This is a genomic window from Halostagnicola larsenii XH-48 (genome assembly GCF_000517625.1).
GTDB classification, from domain to species: Archaea; Halobacteriota; Halobacteria; order Halobacteriales; family Natrialbaceae; genus Halostagnicola; species Halostagnicola larsenii.
Genome location: NZ_CP007055.1, coordinates 2392773 through 2409882, shown reverse-complemented (window position 1 = coordinate 2409882; position 17110 = coordinate 2392773). Strand labels below are relative to the sequence as shown.

The following is a 17110-nucleotide window of genomic DNA, read 5'->3' as shown; positions in this document are numbered from 1 at the left end:
TCAACGGAACGTCTCGTAGAGCTCGAGCACCCGATCCGCTAGCGTCTCGGTCTCCGACGCGACGAGATACGTCATCGCCTCCTTACCGACCGCGCCGCGGTCGACGACGGCGATCGGGTGGCTATCGTCGCCGTCAAAGAGCGTTTCGACGACCGCTGGCTCCATCCACTCCTCGGTGTCAGTCTCGGCGTCGGACTCGCGGGGCAGTTCCGTCGTCCTCCACTCGAGATCCTCGAGTGCCGCTTCGACGTCCGCGTTGAATCGGAGGTTACACGCAAAGCGCAGATTCGGACAAACTTCCCGCGCGTCGAGGACGAACCGCGCGACGTTTTGGGAGGCCCCGAACCGAACCGCGCCGTTGGGGCTGATCCCGGCGAGCGTGCGGGTGATGCGCCCTTCGACGGCCGCGATCTCCTCGATGGCGTCCGCGTACGGCGTCGCGCCGACGACGTTCGTTCCGACTTCGGGAACCAGCGGGGAGATGTCTGCCTCGACGATCCGATTGACAGCGGTTCGGATCGATTCCGTGGTCGCCTCCATAGCCGCCCGATTTCGCTGTTCGACGCCGTGATTGACCGCACCGGGACCCTGGCCAACGTCGTAGTGGTATCGAACCGCGCGGGTGAGAAGGTCGGTCGCGCCGGCGACCGCGTCCTCGAGCGACTCGCTACGGGCGAGTCGGGCGGCGATCGCCGCGGCGAGCGTACAGCCCGATCCGTGAGTCGCGTCGGTGTCGACGCGCGTGTGCTCGAACGTCGTGGTCCCCGAACCGGTGACGAGCACGTCGCTGATCGTCTCGCCTGGGACGTGCCCGCCCTTGACCAGCGCGGCCTCTGCCCCCAACTCGAGGAGCGCGTCGCCGGCCTCGACCGCGCTCCGCTGGTCTTCGACCGCGATGTCGGTTAGGACCTCGGCTTCGTCCGCGTTCGGCGTGACGACTCGCGACTCGCCGATGAGGTCCTCGTAGGCCCGTTCGGCTTCCGGCTCGAGCAGCCGATCCCCGGACGTGGCGACCATCACGGGATCGACGACGAGCGGAAACTCGAAGCGCTCGGCTTCGGTTGCGACTGTGCGGACGATTTCGGTCGTCGCGAGCATCCCCGTCTTGGCTGCAGCGATGTCGAAATCGTCGGTCACCGCAGACAGCTGGGCCTCGACTTCCTCAAGCGCGAGCGGGTAGGAACGTTCGACGCCGCGACTGTGCTGGGCCGTGACCGCGGTGATGGCGCTGGTCCCGTAGACGTCGTGGGCGGCCATCGTCGCCAAGTCGGCCTGGATGCCGGCACCGCCGCCGGAGTCGCTTCCGGCGATCGTCAGGGCGATCGGTGGTGTCTCTGGTGCTGGCGTGCGCATACCGAAGCTATTTCGCCGAAATATAAATCGGTAGTGGGGCGGCGTCGCGTTCCCTACTGGACCGAAAATCTCACTCGTCCGCTAACTCGGCGTACGCGGCCCACGAGGGGTCGACGTGGGGATGCCCGAGCCGCGTTCCGTCGACGAAGACGGAGCCGCCATCGCCGGCAGATCCGTTGCCATTGTCCGATCCGCCCCCGCCGTCCGATCCGCTCCCGTCGACTACCCGTCCGATCTCGGCGACGACGGTGTCTCGCTCCTCGAGTGCGCCGCGAACGGCGTCGACGCCGGCCGGGTCGACGGCGATCACGAGCGAGCCGCAGCTCGTCGCGTGCCACGGATCGATCTCGAGGGCGTCACAGACTTCCGCCACGCCGGGCCGAATCGGAACGGCCGCGCCGTCGATTTCGAATCGAACGTCCCGATCGGCGCTCGCCCGCCGTGCGCCGTCGGCCATCTCGTTGAGCGCGCCCGCGAGGCCGCCTTCGGTGACGTCGTGCATCGCGCTCACGGGTCCGGCCGCCGCGGCTGTGAGCGCGTCCCGAACGCAGTGGACGTCCTCGAGCCGTTCCCGTGCATCCTCGAGGACGCCCACAGACAGGTCCAGTTGGTCGCCGAACAGCGTACTCAGCAGGCCGACCGACTCGACGCCGGGGCCGGTCGTCAGGAGCAACCTGTCGCCGGCTCGAGCGCCGTCCGGGCGGACGATGTCGTCGTGGTCGCCGACGCCCATGGCGGTCGCCGCGCCCACCCACGGGTACGAGGGGTCCGAGTAGCGGGCGGTGTGACCGGTGACGACGGAAACGCCGAGGTCCTCGCACTCGGCGTGGATCGTCTCCCAGACGGCCGCGAACTCCTCGTCGTCCATCGACTCGGGGAGCGTAAAACAAATCGAGAGGTGCGAGGGCGGGATGCCGCTGACCGCGACATCCGCGAGCACCAGATCGAGCGCGAATCGCGCGGCGCGCTCGAAGCCGAGCGCCGGGAGGATCGACAGCGGGTCGGTCGCGGTGACCAGCGCCCGCCCGTCAATGTCGAGGACGCCGAAGTCGACGCCGTGCTGGGGACCGATCGAAACGTCGTCTCGCCGCGCGCCGAGGTTCGGGGCGACGCGGCGCTCGAAAAACGTGCGGTCGATTTTACCAAGCTCGCTCACGCGGTGGTGTTTCCGTCGCGCCCCCTTATCGGTACTGATCGGCTGGCAGCGCCGCTGTTAACGATGGTTACAGAAGTGATGTTGGCTAGTCGTTGAGACGAGAGGCTGTCAGAGAAAGATTCACGGGGGATTGATCTACTCTGAGCTCCGCTATCCGTTCGAGCGTTTAGTCGGGCTACAGTCGAACCGCCAAATGCTCGTTCCTCGATGAATAAGAACTATTCATAGATCATCGACAGATTGATACTAGTCGCTCTGAATTCGTTTTTCATGCCCTCTGAGACGATTCTACTGCTCCGTTCGATTCGCCGCTGGATATTGCTAAGTACGGTCCTACTTGGAATCGGAGTAGTCATCCTCACAGGTTTAATGCAGGAGAATCTTCGAATTGTTTCGAGTTGGGCTGGTGGGGCAATTGCACTTGCTGCTGCTGGACAGTTTGTGCGGACATATATTCCTGATCTAGCGAACAACCGTCCATCGGCAGAGTGAGTAGGTGAGTTCCCCGGAAAGGAATAATGAACAGCAAGAGGATTTCAACAGAGCCTGAATAGCCTATACTGAACGGCAACTACAGATGCGAACTTACCGATGGACATTCTACCAGTTCCAATATCTGTTTGCGCTACCGTGCAAGACAGGGCGCATATATATCGTACAGTCAGATGAGAGACGTGCAGGCTATAATGATCTTCGGATATCTGCCGGATCACCCGACGTGACTGAACACGTGATCCTCCTCGAGATTACGTATAGGCGATCAGTCCCTCCTCCGTCGGAACGAGCAGAGTATTGTTGGCAACGACAGGAGGATAGATCCTCTCGTCGGTCGGGAACGTTACTCGATCGAGTTCTTCCCCGGTAGCGATGTCGAGCCGGAGGAGTGCGTCAGGGATATCCTCGCTCTCCTCGCGGCGAGCGTACCGGATCGCCAGGACATCATCACCCACCACTACCGGCCGTGAATACCCATGGAACTCGACCGGGGTTGGCTCCGGTCCGACATCCCACAGTAGTTCGCCGGTTTCGAAATCTCTGGCCTGTAATCGGCGAGGATACTCACTATACACCTCCAGCATATACACGACAGCCTCCGGCGTGACGGCGCCAATCTCGAATCCGGGACGGGCATACTGACTCCCGTCGTCACTCTCCCCGCCTTCGACGAAGTGTTCGCTCCGGACGCTCCACTCGGTCGATCCGTCAACGAGCGACAACGCCTTCAGTTCACCCGGAAAGCGCCTCGATATTACCAGCCCATCGACGATCGCGGCCGTGTCACCGCCGGCATCCGAACGCCACTGTCGGTCACCGGTGGCGGGGTCAAGGGCGAGAACGCCGTAATCGCGCGTCGGCAGAACGATCCGTCCGTCTGTGACGGCGATATCACCGGGTCGACCGTCATGGACTGCACGCCAGCATTCGGAACCGGTACGGGCGTCGGACGCGGTGATAACGAAGTCGCCGTCGCGTCGCTTGGCGGCGAGCAACCGGCCGGCGGCGAGCGTCTGCGAGACGTGTGAGGAGAACGAATCGGTCCACATCGCCGTACCATCGCCGAGCGATCGAGCGGCGAGCTGGACGGGCGAGTCGGGAACCTCTGCCTCGACGAACGCCGTTCCGCTTGCGGCACAAACATGTCCATAGCGGGCGTCGTCCACCGCCCGACGCCAGCGCACTCGACCGTCTGCGAGCGAGATGGCGAGTAGGACACTTCGCGGATCGGCCTCCATGAGAGCGACTACGACACCATTGGAAACGACGAGCGGCATCAGCTCGTACAGGTCGCCGATCGGCCACTCCCGTTCCCACGCCTTGTTGAGTGGCCAGTTCGGGCCCGCGCGTGTGGGAGCATGACCAGTATTCGCTCGGTCGTGTCGGGGAAACGCCCAGTCCGTCGGGCTCGTGACGAGTGGAGACGGGGCACAGTCGCGGCCGGCAAGCCAGTCGGGGACGCTGTCCGCAGAGCGGACGCCCGCAACATACCCACTGACCCCGGTCGCGACAGCGCCGAAGGCGGCGAGTGCCCGACGCCGGGAGATAGAGGACAAGTCGGTCATACGACAACTTCGAAAGACCTCGATAAAAACCCCATTGAATTGATGGATCTACTTGATGATCGCCCGTGCAGTTGCGCCCTTGACCGCGCGTTGTTGATACTCCCTGGCTGTTGACGCTGTTTCTATTAATTGATGTATAGCTCAGACTCCATTACGATACATCGCTCACCTGTACTGAACGGCAACTACGTGTGCTTATTGATCGCCCATCGCCATCCTTTTTGGCTGACTTTTTGAGGGACTACTTTATGGGACGGGAATTTGACAAGCTTGTCCGGGACGAGATTCCAGCGGTTATCAAGCAGAACGGAGAAGAGCCTGTAACCAGCAGAGTTACCGGCGAAGACTACTCTGAACGATTAGTGGAAAAGTTGGAGGAAGAGGTGGTTGAGTACCGAGAATCACGTTGTTTGGAGGAGTTAGCGGATATATTGGAGGTCGTCCACGCGATTCGGAAAAGAAAAGGTGTGAGTGTCGACGAGCTAAATGAGAAGCGAGCACAAAAAGCAGAACAGCGAGGCCGTTTCGATGAAGGGATTGTCCTCGAACGGGTCGAAAAATGACTATCCTGTACTTATCGGTGCAATAGACCCACTTGGAAAGGTGCGAGAACTGTTGTATGCACCCCCTCGAGACAACGGGGATGGTTGCAGTGATGTCATTTGTTGTCATGGGTAGTACTAGTTCGGTTTAATAGTTGTCACGCTCGCGCGACTGTCTTCTCTCACTGAATGAACTGCGGGACAACGGTTTAGAAGCAATCCGTTGAGCCTTCACAGAACGTGACACATTCAATCCGAACAGGCGCGATCCTCGCCGTCGTACTGGTCGTGGCGCTCGCTGGCTGCTCCGGCGCGATGCCCGGCGGCGACGGGCCCGACGAGGAAGAGGTCGAACAAACCGATATTCTCGAGGAAATCGAGGCCGTCGATACGTATCAGTACGAGATGACCCAGACGATCGAAACGGAACAGGGCGAAGAGACTGTCGTCTCGGAGGGGCGGATAAACGAGTCCGCGAACCGATCGCACGTGAGTTCGACCACCGACACCGAACTCATCTCGGAGAACGAGACGATACAAGTCGAAGAGTACATCGTCGAAAACACCCTGTACGCGTCGATCGACGGCGACTGGTTCCGGATGGACCTCGAGGGCGACGTCTGGGAGGAAAGCGCCCAGCTCGCGGCCCAGACCGACTTCATCGAATCCGGAACGCTGACCGAAAACGGAACCGAGACCGTAAACGGCGTCGAAACGACCGTCGTGTCGGTCGAAGCGACCGACGAACTCAAAGCGGAACTCCAGAACTCGCCGAACTTTCAGGCGACCGGTGCGACCGTCGACGACGTCTCCTACGAACTCTACGTCGACGAGGAGACGAACTACATCCACAAGATCGACACCGAGTTGACGACGACCACCGGTAACCAGACGACCACCTCGTCGACCGAGATGACGATCACCGATCACAACGAATCCGTCGACATCGAACTGCCGGCGGACGCCGAGGACGCGGAGGAAGGAGCGCCACCAGCGCTATAGCCGTACTTCGAACGAACGCATCGTAACCAGTACTGGTTATATATCTCTGTAGAATAACGCTAACGGGTTTCTGACAACAGTAAAGCCACCGTGTCGCTAGTGGCAATTGATGGCTCATTCGTCGCAGTCGTCTGCTCGAGCGTCGCTCGAATTTTCGACGGCGGAGCTGACGGGTGCGCTAGGGGATTCGGTTACAGTTCTGCCGCTGCTCGTCGCGCTCGCGGCGATGACGTCGATCTCGTTGCCGCACGTGCTCGTCGGATTCGGCGCATTCCAGATCGTCTGGGGGCTGTACTACGGGATGCCGTTGTCCGTCGAGCCGATGAAAGCACTCGTCGGGCTAGCGATCGTCGGTACGCTCTCGTACCCGGAACTCGCCGCCGCGGGGGTGCTCGCCGGCGTCACCTTGCTCGTCGTCGGTCGACTCGGACTGGTCGGCCGACTCCAGACGGTCGTCGGCGAACCAGTCGTCCGCGGCGTCCAGTTCGCCGTCGCCCTGCTCTTGCTCGAGGCGGCGCTCGATCTCTCCGTCGAGAGCTTACCCGTCGCGGCGGCCGGTCTGGCGGTCGTCGCCGCGCTCACCCTCTTTGGGTACCACAAGCAGAGCGTCCTGGTCGTGCTCGGACTCGGCGGTTTCGCCGCCGTCGCGTCCGCGGGTGTTCCGACCCCGCAGCTACCCGAAGCCGCGTTCTTCCCGGCGGGCGCCCCCTCGTTCAGCGCCGCGGCGCTCGAGGGAACCGTCGCCCAGCTCGGGATGACGGTCGGAAACGCGGCCATCGCGACCGCGTTGCTCTGTGAGGACCTCTACGACCGAGACGTCTCCGCGGACGACCTCTCCCAGAGCATGGGCGTGACCTGCCTCGCGGCGATTCCGTTCGGCGGCGTCCCGATGTGTCACGGTAGCGGCGGCCTCGCCGGCAAGTACGCCTTCGGAGCCCGAACCGGCGGCGCGAACGTGTTGCTCGGTGTGGGGTATCTCGCGCTGGCGCTCGTCGCAGCCGGTGCCGTTCTCGCCGCCTTCCCGTTGGCGTTGCTCGGCGTTTTACTGGTTGTCATCGCGCTCGAACTGGGGCGTGCAGCGTTCGATCCCGTCGACACCCACCAGTCACTCGCGGTCGTCGTCGGCGTCGGTGCCGTCGGACTGCTCGTCAACGTCGGCGTCGCGTTCGTCCTCGGAACGGTCGTCTTTCTGGTGCTCGAGAATCGAAAACGTGACGCGACGAACGCGACGGCCGGACGAGCGTGAGAAATCGCCGCCGGACAAAGCGCATCCCTTTTTCGCTCCGTCCCCAACCCGCATCCATGACGACGAACTGGGCGGACCTCTTCGACCGGGCCGAGACGGTCAATATCGACCTCGAGACGATCCGGGAAACCCTCGAGGCCCAGCGCCGCGACGCCGGGCCGGATGACTCCGAAACTCAATCTGCGGGAGACGAGGTGCGTCAAGATGGCTGAGCAGCCGAACCCGGCCCGCGTCGTCGCCGACGCGGACGTCCTCGCGGCGGATTTACTCGTCGGCGGCGACGCACGCGAGGCGATCGATCACGTCCGACGCCACTCCTGGGTCGAACTCGTCGCGACCGACGAACTGCTCGAGGAGACCGAACGGCTCGTGGCGGCCCTGGCCGACGCGGATCTGGCGGCCACCCACCGCGAGCGGCTCGAGGCCGAACGCGTCCGAGTCGAACAGCCACCGGAGGACCACCCCGCGCTCGCGTCGGCCTATCAGGGCGACGCCGCACACCTTTTGAGCTACGACGAACGACTCGGCTCGGCGAAGGCCGGGTTGACGCTCCAGCCTCGAGTCTCGCTCAGTATCCGACCGCCGGACGCGTTCGCGGCCCTCTTCGATCCCGAAAGCCTGTACAGAACGGTCGAGGATCACGACGACGAGTATCCGGGCCCGGATCGCGATCCGCGAAACGGTGGGCCGTTCGAGTAGTCGTGTTTCCGGCCAGCAGTTATCGGATCCTCCCGCCGACGTGGCGGTACCTGACGACGAGGTACCCGACGGCCGTCACCCAGAGTGCAACGATGAACCCGTACATGCCGGGTGCAGACGGCTTTGGGATCTGCTGATACGCTGCTATCAGGTAAACGAGCACGTAGCCGGCGATCGGGAGGCCGACGTACATCCACATATTCGGGATCCACGTGATTCCGTCCGGTCGAGGTTCAGTAGCGTCGATGAACAGCGCGACGAACGCGACGACCGACAGCGGTACCAGTACCAGCAAGAAGAGTGCCGACAGCAGGAACCAACCGTCGCTCCGTCCCTCGCTAACGATCAAAACGACTGCCGCGGGCGGGGCCAGAAGCACGTACGCCGCGAGCGGGATCCACCAGCGCGAGTCCCGAACGTCGCGCGCTCGAGTCTCCCCCGGTGGAACGATCCGATGCTCTCGCTCGAGTCGATTGACCGCTCGAGCGGTGATCGTCGCAATCGCCGCCGCTATCATTGTGGTCAGCCCGACGCCGAGAATGAGGGCAGGCGGCGTGAGGACGGCGGCGAACACGGTCATCTCCCGCGATCCGGCCCACATCGTGGTAGCCGAGTTCGCAAGATAGAGGAGTACCGTTCCGATCGAGCCCGCGAGCCCGGTCCATACGCCGGCGCGGCGACTCTCCGTTTCGCGGTCACTGTAGCGGTAGCCGACGACTACCGCGGCCACCAGTAACGGCAGTCCCGAGACGGATCCGCCGAGAACGACTCCGTCGTCCGGAACGGGTTCCCAGGACAGAAGCAGGGTGAACGGAATCGTCGCGAGTCCGGCGAGTATCGCGAACCGAAGCGAGTCGTCCGTCAGGCCGTCGCGGACGGGTTGGAGTGAGGGAAGGACGGATCGAAGCGGAGCCATGATGCAATTGGTTTTCATTGACACGTCCTCTTGAAGGTACTGTTCGTACCGGCCGGGTATCGACCCGCAACCAGGAGAGAATAGCTTCGTCAGTGGCCCGCCAACCTATCGTTCGTCGGCGTACCACTCGGCGAACGTCGCCAGCGCCCGGCCGCGGTGGGAGATGGCGTTTTTCTCCTCGGTGCTCATCTCGGCCATCGTCTGTCCGTTGTACTCGAAGATCGGATCGTAGCCGAACCCGCCCTCGCCTCGAGGCGCGACCAGCGTTCCGGCCACGGAGCCCTCGAACGTCTCGGTGCCGTTCTCGTCGCAGTAGGCCAGCACGGTCCGAAATCGTGCGCGGCGGTCGTCCTCCCCGCGGGCCAGTCGCCAGAGGCGCTCGACGCCGACGGTGTCCTCGACGTAGGCGGAGTAGGGTCCGGGAAAGCCTCCGAGTGCGTCGACGAACAGGCCCGCGTCGTCGACCAACACCGGTTCGTCGGCCCCCAGTTCCTCGTAGGCCTCGAGCGCGCCGTAGGCGGCGATGTCCTTGAGCGCGTTGCTCTGGACCTCCGTGTAGTCGTAATCGACCTGTTCGACGGGTTCGATCCCCTCGAGGTAGGTGGTCGCCTCGCGAACTTTCCCCTCGTTTCCGGTGACGAACTGGATGGGCATACGAGAGGGCGCGTTCGGGAGGGCTAAAGCGTCGTCGGTGTCTCCTGATTCGGATCGCTCGTTTCAGTATCGGTTCGTGAGATCTATCAGCGAGCGCCCTGCTCGCACGGGCCACAACGAGTACCGCGCCTCGCCCTCCCCAGCCGACTCGTTCGCTCGCAGTCTCGCGACGCTCCGCGTCGCGCTCGCTCACTCGCCCCTCGCGCGGCCTCGAGTCGCGGCTCACTGTCCGTTCGCCCCGACACAGCGCGCGCCGGGAAACAGATCGAGTCGGAGCCATGATCTCGTATCGGGACGCCGATCTCAGTCACGATTCCGTATCTCGGGGGCTCAGTCGCCAGCCCAGATCGTCACAGTCGCTCGGAAATGACGGTGGCTGTGCGAAGAAAATCGGCGGGGTCGACCTGCGCGGAGGCGATCAGTCGTCGTTGTCGTCGTCGACGATCACTTCGACCGGTTCGTCCGCCGCGTCGTCCTCCCGGTCGTCGGTCTCGGAGTCGCTCGTTTCCTGTTGATAGAGCAGCGCACCCGCGACGAGGACGACGACCCACGACCGCCAGTTGGCGAGATTCAGGGTGTAGCCGACGCCGAAGGGCTTCTCGACGAGCATTCCTTCGCCCGGCTTCCAGTACGAAGAGAGCATCCGGCTGACACTTGGACGTTCGAAGTTGTACGGTACCCCGAGAATCTCTCCGGAGGTCGGTTTGTCTGCCATGGGCGGACGTACGACCTCGCCTGATAAGAATATTGTGTGACTGTCTCGCCGTTCGAAGAATCGTCTCCAGCGCCAGCGATATCGTCGCCGATCGTCTCACTTGGATCGAGGCCGATCCTTTCTGTCGGATCGTCATTGGCGGCTACGACTCCGAGACGTACCGCCCGCGTCCTTCGACGTCCTCGAGTCGCTCGAGAACACGTTCTTCGCCCTCGCTTCGGTACCCCTCTCGGAGCGCCGCTCGGAGCGGTTCGGGCTCGTTCGCCGTCCCGACGAGGCTCTGGTCGAAGACATGGACGTCCATCGCGTAGTCCTCGACGTGGTCCGTGTGGTAGCCGAGGCCGAAGTCGATCAGGAACGTTCGATCCGGGGCGACGCGGACGTTTCGCGTCGTCGGGTCGCCGTGGACGAATCCCGCCCGGTGCAGTTTCGCGAGGTGGCGACCGACGGCGCGAACCCGCTCGAGCGAGAGCGACTCGCGGAGGTCCGATTCGCCGACGTACTCGAACTCGAGAGTGGCCTCCCGCGCGTCGATTTCGGTCAGTACCGGCGTCGGGACGCCCTCGCGTCGCGCCAGGTTCGTCAACCGCGCCTCGATTCGCGTGCGCTCGCGGCGCAGTCGCTCGTCGAGTTCCGGGTGGCGATAGGACTTCGACCGTCGGTTCTTCGTGACCCGGCCGAGCGGTCCGCGGTCCGGCTCGAGGGCGACGAGCGCCTCGGCACCGCGAACGTCGCCGCCAGCGTCCTCGTTTCCGCTCTCGAGGCGTCGTTCGGACTCGTCGGCGCGCTCGCGGTTCCTCCCGTCACCGCTCGCATTCTCGAGGTCCTCGCTTCGCTCGGACCCACGCCACGTGACCGGCACCTGATCGGGTCGGAAATCCGGGTTGACCCGCGAATCCTCGATCTCGAGCGTATCACCGGCCTCGTACATCTTCGCCCCGAGGACGGCGATCATCCCGGCGTTGTCCCGCAGGAATCGCGGGTCGGGGGCGTGAAACTCGGCCCCGCGCTGGTCGCACATCTCCGCGAGCATCTCGCGCAGGCGCGCGTTCTGTCCGACGCCGCCGCCGAGGACGAGTTCGTCGCTGCCGGTCAGCGAGAGCGCGCGCTCGGCGACTTCGGTGAGCATCGCGAAGATGTTCTCCTGGAGGGAGTAGCAGATGTCCTCGACTGCGACCCCTTTGTCGTACTGCTGTTTCGCCGCGCTCATGATCCCCGAAAAGGAGAAATCCATTCCCTTGACGACGTAGGGAAGGTCGACGTACTCGCCGTCTTCTGCCGCGGCTTCGACTTTCGGCCCGCCGGGGTGGCTCCAGCCGACGTGGCGGGTGAACTTGTCGATGGCGTTGCCGACGCCCGTGTCCATCGTCTCCCCGAGCACGCGATACCGGCCGTTCCGGTAGGAAAGCAGGTGAGCATTCGCGCCGCTTGCGTTCAAACAGACCGGCGAGTCGAATCCGGAAGTGTGACGGCCGATCTCGAGGTGGGCGACCATGTGGTTGACGCCGACCAGCGGCACCTCGAGCGCCTGGCTCAGCGCTCGGGCCGCCGTTCCGACGATGCGAAGGCAGGGACCGAGACCGGGTCCGCGCGAGAAGGCGACGGCGTCAACAGGCGCAGCCTGTTGGTCCGACGAGCATCGCTCGTCGACGTCGATCGGCGGCCCGCTTGCCGCGTCCGCGTTCGAGTCTCCGCTTGCTCTTGCCTCCCGTTCGTCCGCCGCCTCCTGCAGGTCTCGAGCGTGCTCGAGAGCCGTTTCGACGACGCGCGGGATCGCCTCGTGCATGTGCTCGGCGGCCTCTCGAGGGTGGATGCCGCCGCTGTCGGGTTCGTAGGCGTCGCTCTCGATGAAGACGGCCTCGGAAGAACTCGCCCCGTCGGCGTCAGCGTCGGAATCGTAGACGGCCGCACTGGCCGCCCAGGCGGTGCCCTCGATTCCGAGGACTCGCATTCGTTACTCCCACTCGGTGTAGCCGCACTTGCCGCAGTGCTGGCGGTCACCGTGGTCGGCGAGATAGGTGTCGCCACAGCGCGGGCAGTTCTCGCGGTCGGCCGAGCCGTCGTCGTTGTAGATCTCGTGTCGGGCCATCTATGCTTCCTCCGCTTCTGCTTCGGCGGCTTCCTCGGTCTCGGCGTCAGCGGCGTCTTCGCTTTCGGCGTCGCCGTCTGCGACGATCTTGTTGCGCTCGAGCATGTGGTCCTGTTCGACGTCTCGAGCGAAATCCGCGGTTTCGTAGACCTTCGCTTGCCCGACGGTCTTTCGCATCCCGAACTTGGTGTCGAGTTTGCGGATAACGACCTCGCCGGCTTCCTTGTTCAGTTTCGCTGCCAGACTGTCACGGACCTGCAGGCGAGACGGCGTGGCCTCGTCGTGGGTCAACTCGAACGTGACGTCCGTTCGGTGCAACATGGGGTTCTCCGATTCGGAGATGATGTCGACGTCCATGATATCACTCAGTTGCTCTAGTATCCCCCTGTAGCGCCTAAAAGGATTTCGAAGCGGGGGACGGGCGGAGTGACACCGTTTCCGCTCCCGACCCGGCCGTTGACGATTCGGCGCTCTGCTGAGTGGAGGACGGCCGAGCTTACACGACGACCAGTCCGCGCGGCGCCTGCGTCCCGAGTTCGTCCGACCACTCGAGGTCGATCCGTTCCCACGAGTCGCCGAAATCTCGGCTCGAGAACAGTCCTCGGTTGTTCATCCCGTAGACGAGACTGGGTTCGCCGGTCGTCGCGAGGACCGCCCGAACGACGCCCTCGCCCGTCGGGAGTCCGCATCCGTCGAGTCGCTCCCATTCCGTCTCGCCCCGTTTTCGATACAGGTGCGCGTCGGCCCGGTGGGCGGTGTGCGCCGTCGACGCCCCGCTCGCACTCGAGACGAGCACCGATTCGGGGTCGGCTGGATCGACAGCCAGTCCCCAGCAGTAGCGGTGCTCGAGACCCGCCTGTGGCTGGGTCCACGACCGGCCGCCGTCGTCGCTCTCGGCGTAGCCGTCGCCCGCTGCGGTGTAGATGCGCCCCTCTGTTTCGGCGTGGATCGCCAGCGTGTGGTTGTCCCGCCTCGAGTCCTCTGGCCGTTCGTGCCACGTCTCGCCGCCGTCCGTGCTGTAGACGAACGCGCCCGCTTCGATCCCCACGTAGAGGCGGTCGGGATCGAACGGGTCGACCTCGAGCCAGCGGACGTGGTGGGTGCTCGGCCGCGGCGGGAAGAACCACTGCGGCTCGGATGGGAGGTCGTCGACGCCCTCGAGTTCGGTCCAGCTATCGCCGCCGTCCGTCGATCGGTAGACACGGCTCGGCTCGGTCCCGGCGTAGATCACGTCCGGGTCGTGGGGGCTGATCGAAAGCGACATGACGGCCTCGTGGCCCGCTGTTTCCCGCCCGTTCTCGGGTTCGTTGCCGTCGTGTCTGACGAATCCCGTCTCGAGGCGGTCGAACGACTCGCCGCCATCGGTGCTGCGAAAGAGGCCGTTCTCGAAAGTTCCGACGAAGACGCGGTCGGGTTCGGCGGCCGACGCGGCAACGCACTCGAGGTCGTATCCCTCGAGTCGGTCGGTGCGTTGCCACCCGTCGTTCGCGCGCTCGCCGGTTCCGCTCCCGTCGTCGCCTTCGTTCCCGTCGCTAGCCTGCTCACAGACGAGCAATCGGTCCCGCATCGCCGCGTACGCTCGAGTCATGTGCGTGGCTACGGCGGCGAGCGTGAGAAGTGTTCTCCCGTCGTCTTCCGAGTGGTTCTTCCGATACTTCGATTCGTCGACTGACAATTCGGTGAATCTATCCCCGTTCGAGGAAAACGGACGCCGAACTCAGTCGTCGTCCGTCGGTGCCGTTACCGGTTCGACGCGCTCGCCCCGAGGCCCCTCGAGGTCGACATCGGGCAACAGGTCGCGCAGATACTGGCCCGTGTACGAGGATTCGAGTCGGGCGACCTCTTCTGGCGTTCCCGTCGCGACGACCTGGCCGCCGTTCTCGCCGCCTTCGGGGCCGAGGTCGATGACGTGGTCGGCGTTTTTCACGAGGTCGAGTTCGTGCTCGATGACGGCGATGGTGTTGCCGTTGTCGGTCAGCCGGTGGAGCACGTCGATCAGCTTTCGCTCGTCCGCCGAGTGCAGGCCAGTTGTCGGCTCGTCGAGTAAGTACAGCGTCTCGCCCGAATCCTTCTTGCCCAGCTCCTCGGCGAGTTTAATCCGCTGGGCCTCGCCGCCCGAGAGCGTCGTCGAGGGCTGGCCGAGTTTCATGTAGTCGAGTCCGACATCCTTCAGGAGCTCGAGTCGGCGACGGATCTGGCTCGAGGACTCGAAGAAGTCGTAGGCCTCTTCGACGGACATCTCGAGCACGTCCGAAATCGTCTTGCCCTTGTAGGTGACGTCGAGCGTGGCGTCGTTGTATCGGTCGCCGCCGCACTCCTCGCAGGGCACGTAGACGTCGGAGAGGAAGTTCATCTCGATCTTGACGGTTCCCTGGCCGCCGCACTCCTCGCAGCGTCCGCCTTTGACGTTGAAGGAGAACCGGCCCTTCTCGTAGCCGCGCTGTTTCGAGAGCTTGGTCTCGGCGAACAGCTCGCGGACGTAATCGAAGACGTTCGTGTACGTCGCGGGGTTCGATCGAGGCGTCCTCCCGATCGGCGACTGGTCGATCAGCCGCACGGTTTCGACCTCTTCGAGGCCCTCGATCGAGTCGTGCTCGCCCGGGATAACGCTCGTGTTGTCGTTCATCTGTCGGGAAAGCGCCTTGTAGAGCACGTCGTGCATGAGCGTGGACTTCCCGGAGCCCGAAACACCCGTGATCGCGGTGAAACACCCGAGCGGAATGTCCACGTCGAGGTCGTTCAGGTTGTGCTGTCGCGCGCCGAGGATCGTCAGCGCGCCGTCCGGATCGCGTCGCTGCTCGGGAACCGGGATCGCTCTGCGCCCGGAGAGGTAATCGCCGGTGATCGACTCCTCGCAGTCTTTGAGTTCGTCGACGGTGCCGTTGACGACGACCTCGCCGCCGCGTTTGCCCGGACCGGGGCCCATGTCGATGACGTTGTCCGCCCGTCGCATCGTCTCCTCGTCGTGCTCGACGACGAGCAGGGTGTTGCCGAGGTCCCGGAGTTCTTCTAGGGTGTCGAGAAGCCGGTCGTTGTCCCGCTGGTGGAGGCCGATCGAGGGCTCGTCTAAGACGTAGAGCACGCCGACGAGGCCGGAGCCGATCTGGGTCGCCAGCCGAATGCGCTGGCTCTCACCGCCCGAGAGCGTCGAGGCCTCCCGATCGAGCGTGAGGTACTCGAGGCCGACCTCGCACATGAATCCGAGTCGCGCGCGGATCTCCTTCAAAATCTCCTCGGCGATGACCTTCTCGCGCTCGGTGAGGTCGGCTTCCATCGACTCGAAGTGGCCGAGCGCGTCGCCGATGCTGGCGGCGTTGATGTCGGTGATCGCCGTGTCGTCGACCAGCACCGCTCGCGACGCCGGCTTGAGTCGCGTTCCGTCGCAGGCCGGACACTCCGTGGCGCTCATGTAGTCCTCGATGTGCTCGCGGGTCGAATCGGAGTCGGTCTCTATGTACCGACGCTCCAAGTTCGGGATAACGCCCTCGAAGCGCTTTTGCTTGCGCCGCGTGCCGTTTTTCGTCCGGCGCTTGAACAGTACCTGCTCGGTAGTTCCGTAGAGAAACGCCTGCTGGATATCCTCGGCTAACTCTTCGAACGGCGTCGACAGCGAGACGTCGAAGTGCTCGGCAACCGCGTCGAGTCTGGTCTGGTAGTACGACCGGTTGTAGCTCCAGGGCTCGAAGACGTGTTTTAGGGCCTTGGACTCCTCTTGTACGACGAGGCTCTCGTCGATCTCTTTCGTCTCGCCGAGTCCCTCACACTCCGGACAGGCGCCGTGGGGCGAGTTAAACGAAAAGCTCCGCGTCTCGATTTCGGGAACGTCGATCCCGCAGTGGGTACACGCGAGGTCCTTCGAGAACTCGACGACGAGGCGGTCATCATCGTCGGTTTCCTCGCCCAGCGCGCCGGTCGAACGCGATTCGGAGCCGATGTCGATGTCTTCGGGCGGATCGGGGAGGATGACCTTCATGACGCCGTCGGCCTCCTCGAGGGCCGTCTCGACGCTGTCGATGATCCGCGGCCGGTTTTCGGTCGACACCGAGATCCGGTCGACGATCACGTCCACCGTGTGATCGAAGTTCTCGTCGAGGTCCGGACGATCGAGGCTCAGGTCGTGTTCCTCGCCGTCGACTTCGACCCGTGCGTACCCCTCGGAGACCAGTTCGTCGAACAGGTCCTCGAAGGCCCCCTTCTGGTCGCGCACGACGGGTGCCGCGAGCTTGACTTTCGTTCCCTCGGGAAGCTCGAGGATTCGCTCGACCATGTTCTGGGCGCTTTGCTCGCCGACTTCGCGGCCGCACTCCGGACAGTGCGGGGTTCCGACGCGGGCGTACAGCAGTCGGAGGTAGTCGTGCAGTTCCGTCACCGTCCCGACCGTCGAGCGCGGGTTGTTCGCCGCGTTTTTCTGGTCGATCGAGATCGCCGGCGAGAGGCCCTCGACGGTCTCGACCTGCGGTTTGTCCATCTGCCCGAGGAAGTTGCGGGCGTACGCCGAGAGACTCTCGATGTATCGGCGCTGGCCCTCGGCGTAGACGGTTTCGAACGCCAGCGAGGATTTTCCCGACCCCGAGAGGCCGGTGACGACGGTGAACGACTCGCGGGGAATCGAGACGTCGAGGTCCTTGAGGTTGTGTTCCTCTGCACCCCGCACCTCGATGTACTCTTTGCTCATCTA

At 64.0% G+C, this 17110-nt stretch carries 16 protein-coding genes; 5 read left to right on the top strand and 11 right to left on the bottom strand.

Annotation, left to right across the window (positions count from 1 at the left end; translation table 11 throughout):
• From thiD to HALLA_RS12160, 3 genes are all read right to left on the bottom strand, one after another.
• Entirely contained in the window at positions 1-1353 is a 1353-nt protein-coding gene (thiD, locus tag HALLA_RS12170; protein WP_049953608.1) for a bifunctional hydroxymethylpyrimidine kinase/phosphomethylpyrimidine kinase, read from the bottom strand.
• A gap of 70 nt (positions 1354-1423) precedes the next feature.
• Positions 1424-2509: an AIR synthase family protein gene (locus tag HALLA_RS12165; protein ID WP_049953607.1), complete on the bottom strand. Its 1086-nt coding sequence runs from the start codon at positions 2507-2509 to the stop codon at positions 1424-1426.
• A gap of 746 nt (positions 2510-3255) precedes the next feature.
• Positions 3256-4569: an outer membrane protein assembly factor BamB family protein gene (locus HALLA_RS12160; protein WP_049953606.1), complete on the bottom strand. Its 1314-nt coding sequence runs from the start codon at positions 4567-4569 to the stop codon at positions 3256-3258.
• Positions 4570-4817: 248 nt separating this feature from the next.
• On the opposite strand from HALLA_RS12160, the gene HALLA_RS12155 reads away from it, so the two are divergent.
• The 5 genes from HALLA_RS12155 (at position 4818) to HALLA_RS12140 (ending at position 8058) form a co-directional block, all read left to right on the top strand.
• Positions 4818-5132 (top strand): nucleoside triphosphate pyrophosphohydrolase, encoded by a 315-nt coding sequence (locus HALLA_RS12155; protein WP_049954111.1) that lies wholly within the window; start codon positions 4818-4820, stop codon positions 5130-5132.
• Positions 5133-5351: 219 nt separating this feature from the next.
• The gene (locus tag HALLA_RS12150; protein WP_049953605.1) at positions 5352-6113 is read left to right on the top strand and encodes a DUF6612 family protein; all 762 of its coding nucleotides are present in this window, start codon (positions 5352-5354) and stop codon (positions 6111-6113) included.
• A 109-nt stretch (positions 6114-6222) separates the two neighbouring features.
• Positions 6223-7359 (top strand): putative sulfate/molybdate transporter, encoded by a 1137-nt coding sequence (locus HALLA_RS12145; protein ID WP_049953604.1) that lies wholly within the window; start codon positions 6223-6225, stop codon positions 7357-7359.
• A 56-nt stretch (positions 7360-7415) separates the two neighbouring features.
• Entirely contained in the window at positions 7416-7571 is a 156-nt protein-coding gene (locus HALLA_RS21085) for a hypothetical protein (protein WP_169732137.1), read from the top strand.
• Positions 7564-8058: a DUF7384 family protein gene (locus HALLA_RS12140; protein WP_049953603.1), complete on the top strand. Its 495-nt coding sequence runs from the start codon at positions 7564-7566 to the stop codon at positions 8056-8058. The genes HALLA_RS21085 and HALLA_RS12140 overlap by 8 nt, the downstream gene beginning before the upstream one ends.
• A gap of 19 nt (positions 8059-8077) precedes the next feature.
• Here the strand turns inward: HALLA_RS12140 and HALLA_RS12135 are convergent, their stop codons facing one another.
• The 8 genes from HALLA_RS12135 to uvrA all read right to left on the bottom strand — a co-directional run bounded on the left by HALLA_RS12135 (position 8078) and on the right by uvrA (position 17107).
• Complete coding sequence (locus tag HALLA_RS12135; RefSeq protein WP_157231375.1) at positions 8078-8992, bottom strand: DUF5518 domain-containing protein; 915 nt, start codon at positions 8990-8992, stop codon at positions 8078-8080.
• An 87-nt stretch (positions 8993-9079) separates the two neighbouring features.
• Complete coding sequence (locus HALLA_RS12130; protein WP_049953601.1) at positions 9080-9628, bottom strand: XTP/dITP diphosphatase; 549 nt, start codon at positions 9626-9628, stop codon at positions 9080-9082.
• A 418-nt stretch (positions 9629-10046) separates the two neighbouring features.
• The gene (locus HALLA_RS12125; RefSeq protein WP_049953600.1) at positions 10047-10343 is read right to left on the bottom strand and encodes a DUF5808 domain-containing protein; all 297 of its coding nucleotides are present in this window, start codon (positions 10341-10343) and stop codon (positions 10047-10049) included.
• A 142-nt stretch (positions 10344-10485) separates the two neighbouring features.
• A complete protein-coding gene (locus HALLA_RS12120) occupies positions 10486-12294 on the bottom strand; it encodes a bifunctional N(6)-L-threonylcarbamoyladenine synthase/serine/threonine protein kinase (RefSeq protein ID WP_049953599.1) in 1809 nt (602 codons plus the stop codon).
• A 3-nt stretch (positions 12295-12297) separates the two neighbouring features.
• Positions 12298-12432 (bottom strand): 30S ribosomal protein S27ae, encoded by a 135-nt coding sequence (locus tag HALLA_RS12115; RefSeq protein ID WP_049953598.1) that lies wholly within the window; start codon positions 12430-12432, stop codon positions 12298-12300.
• Complete coding sequence (locus HALLA_RS12110; protein ID WP_049953597.1) at positions 12433-12789, bottom strand: 30S ribosomal protein S24e; 357 nt, start codon at positions 12787-12789, stop codon at positions 12433-12435. It lies immediately after the preceding gene.
• Positions 12790-12928: 139 nt separating this feature from the next.
• Positions 12929-14020, bottom strand: coding sequence for a WD40/YVTN/BNR-like repeat-containing protein (locus tag HALLA_RS12105; RefSeq protein ID WP_049954110.1), 1092 nt, complete (start codon positions 14018-14020; stop codon positions 12929-12931).
• Between the two features lie 129 nt (positions 14021-14149).
• Positions 14150-17107: an excinuclease ABC subunit UvrA gene (gene uvrA, locus HALLA_RS12100; RefSeq protein WP_049953596.1), complete on the bottom strand. Its 2958-nt coding sequence runs from the start codon at positions 17105-17107 to the stop codon at positions 14150-14152.
• Positions 17108-17110: the final 3 nt, after the last annotated feature.

What these genes read in the sequence shown, in the direction of transcription:
- HALLA_RS12125 (WP_049953600.1), bottom strand. Translation starts at nt 10,343, where the DNA reads ATGGCAGACAAACCGACCTCCGGAGAGATTCTCGGGGTACCGTACAAC.
- HALLA_RS12145 (WP_049953604.1), top strand. Translation starts at nt 6,223, where the DNA reads ATGGCTCATTCGTCGCAGTCGTCTGCTCGAGCGTCGCTCGAATTTTCG.
- HALLA_RS21085 (WP_169732137.1), top strand. Translation starts at nt 7,416, where the DNA reads ATGACGACGAACTGGGCGGACCTCTTCGACCGGGCCGAGACGGTCAAT.
- thiD (WP_049953608.1), bottom strand. Translation starts at nt 1,353, where the DNA reads ATGCGCACGCCAGCACCAGAGACACCACCGATCGCCCTGACGATCGCC.
- HALLA_RS12130 (WP_049953601.1), bottom strand. Translation starts at nt 9,628, where the DNA reads ATGCCCATCCAGTTCGTCACCGGAAACGAGGGGAAAGTTCGCGAGGCG.
- HALLA_RS12140 (WP_049953603.1), top strand. Translation starts at nt 7,564, where the DNA reads ATGGCTGAGCAGCCGAACCCGGCCCGCGTCGTCGCCGACGCGGACGTC.
- HALLA_RS12110 (WP_049953597.1), bottom strand. Translation starts at nt 12,789, where the DNA reads ATGGACGTCGACATCATCTCCGAATCGGAGAACCCCATGTTGCACCGA.
- HALLA_RS12105 (WP_049954110.1), bottom strand. Translation starts at nt 14,020, where the DNA reads ATGACTCGAGCGTACGCGGCGATGCGGGACCGATTGCTCGTCTGTGAG.
- HALLA_RS12120 (WP_049953599.1), bottom strand. Translation starts at nt 12,294, where the DNA reads ATGCGAGTCCTCGGAATCGAGGGCACCGCCTGGGCGGCCAGTGCGGCC.
- HALLA_RS12155 (WP_049954111.1), top strand. Translation starts at nt 4,818, where the DNA reads ATGGGACGGGAATTTGACAAGCTTGTCCGGGACGAGATTCCAGCGGTT.
- HALLA_RS12160 (WP_049953606.1), bottom strand. Translation starts at nt 4,569, where the DNA reads ATGACCGACTTGTCCTCTATCTCCCGGCGTCGGGCACTCGCCGCCTTC.
- HALLA_RS12135 (WP_157231375.1), bottom strand. Translation starts at nt 8,992, where the DNA reads ATGAAAACCAATTGCATCATGGCTCCGCTTCGATCCGTCCTTCCCTCA.
- HALLA_RS12115 (WP_049953598.1), bottom strand. Translation starts at nt 12,432, where the DNA reads ATGGCCCGACACGAGATCTACAACGACGACGGCTCGGCCGACCGCGAG.
- uvrA (WP_049953596.1), bottom strand. Translation starts at nt 17,107, where the DNA reads ATGAGCAAAGAGTACATCGAGGTGCGGGGTGCAGAGGAACACAACCTC.